A 2,106-nucleotide genomic window follows, 5' to 3' on the forward strand; every position below is an offset into this window, starting at 1 on the left:
ACCGCGCGCGACTTCGACGGGCGGCTCGCCCTCGGCGCCCGCGAGGAGGACCGCCCGGTGCTCGAACACCGACCGCCCCGACGCCAGCGAGAAACCCACGTCGAGCACGGACGCGGTGTCGAGGGAGACGATCCGGTCCAGCTGGTCTTCCAGAGCCTCCTCGGACTTCGCGGACACCGGCCACGGCACGACCCCGGGGACGGCCCCGGGCACCGCGGCCGGCGTTTCCGGCTCGGCCTCCGGGGCTTGCTCGATGATGGTGTGCGCGTTGGTGCCGCTGATGCCGAAGGACGACACACCGGCACGGCGCGGACGCCCGGTCTCCGGCCAGTCGACGGTCTCGGTGAGCAGGCGCACCTCGCCCTCGGTCCAGTCCACGTGGGTCGACGGGGCGTCGATGTGCAGGGACTTGGGCAGCAGACCGTGGCGGAGCGCCATGACGGTCTTGATGACGCCGGCGACACCGGCGGCGGCCTGGGCGTGACCGATGTTCGACTTGATCGAGCCGAGCAGCAGCGGCCGGTCGGCGGGCCGGTCCTGGCGGGCGGTCAGGCCGTTGGAGGCGCCGTCCTGGTTGACGGCCGAGCCACGGACCACGGCGAGCACGGGGTGGCCGTTGCGGCGGGCGTCGGAGAGGCGTTCCAGGACGAGCATGCCGACGCCCTCGGACCAGCCGGTGCCGTCGGCGGCGTCCGCGAACGCCTTGCAGCGGCCGTCGGGGGCGAGGCCGCCCTGCCGGGTGAAGCCGGCGTATCCCATGGCGGTCGACATCACGGTGACGCCGCCCGCGAGGGCGAGGCCGCACTCGCCGGAGCGCAGCGCGTGGGCCGCCCAGTGCAGGGCGACCAGGGAGGAGGAGCAGGCGGTGTCGATCGTGACCGCCGGGCCCTCCAGGCCGAAGGTGTAGGACAGGCGCCCGGAGATGACACTGGTGGCGAGACCGGTCGGGGCGTGGCCCTCGGCGTCCTCGCTGGAGTTCATGACGAGGGTGGTGTAGTCCTGGCCGCTGGTGCCGACGAAGACACCGGTCTGGCTGCCGCGCACGGTCGCCGGGTCGATGCCGGCGCGTTCGAACGCCTCCCAGGAGGTCTCCAGGAGGAGCCGCTGCTGCGGGTCCATGGCGAGGGCCTCGCGCGGGGAGATCCCGAAGGGGAGATCCCGAAGAAGCCGGCGTCGAAGTCGGCGACGTCGTAGAGGAACCCGCCTTCGGAGGTGGCGCTGCGGCCGTGGCCGCCGTGTCCACCGCGCATGAGGGTGTCCAGGTCCCAGCCGCGGTCGGTCGGGAAGGCGGAGATGCCCTCACGGCCCTCGACGACGAGCCGCCACAGTTCCTCGGGCGAGCTGACGCCGCCGGGCATCCGGCAGGCCATGCCGACGATGACGATCGGGTCGTCGGCCGTCGCGGGGAGGGCCGTGGCCGCGGGGGTGCCGGTGACCCGCTCCTCGTCGAGAAGGGCGGTCACCAGGTGTCCGGCGAGCACGGTGGGTGTCGGGTAGTCGAAGACGAGGGTCGCCGGGAGCCGCAGGCCGGTGACGGCGGTGAGGCGGTTGCGCAGTTCGACCGCGGTGAGCGAGTCGAAGCCGAGGTCGTGGAAGTCGCGGTCGGCCTCGACGGCCTTGGGCGAGGAGTGGCCGAGCACGGCGGCGGCCTCGCCGCGGACCAGGTCGAGCAGGAGGCGGACGCGCTCCTCCTCCCGCGTCTCCAGGAGCTGCCGGACCAGGTCGGCGGCGATCCGGGCGCCGCCGACGGCGGTGGCGGCGGCGCGCCGGGTGCCGCGCACCAGGTTGCGCAGCAGTGGGGGCACCTCGCCGGGCATCCGGGTGTTGCCGGAGGCTCCGATGGGCACGAGGAACGGCTCGTCGGAGACCACGGCGGCGTCCCAGAGCGCGAGGCCCTGGTCGACGGTGAGGGGCGGTGCGGCCGAGGCGGCCATCCTCCGGGCACCGGCGTCGGAGAGGGTGCCGGTCATGCCGCCGTCCTGGACCCAGGCGCCCCAGGCCAGGGAAAGGGCGGGCAGGCCGGCTGCGGAGCGCTGCTGGGCGAGGGCGTCCAGGAAGACGTTGGCCGCCGCGTAGTTGCCCTGGCCGGCGCTGCCCATCACGCCG

Annotated in this window: 1 pseudogene; it reads right to left on the reverse strand. The window is 74.4% G+C overall.

Annotated features, from left to right (window positions below):
- Window positions 1-2,106, reverse strand: a pseudogene (locus ADK41_RS44035) (beta-ketoacyl synthase N-terminal-like domain-containing protein); the annotation flags it as partial.

Origin of the sequence: Streptomyces caelestis, from assembly GCF_001279005.1 — a bacterium.
Lineage (GTDB): Bacteria > Actinomycetota > Actinomycetes > Streptomycetales > Streptomycetaceae > Streptomyces > Streptomyces heliomycini.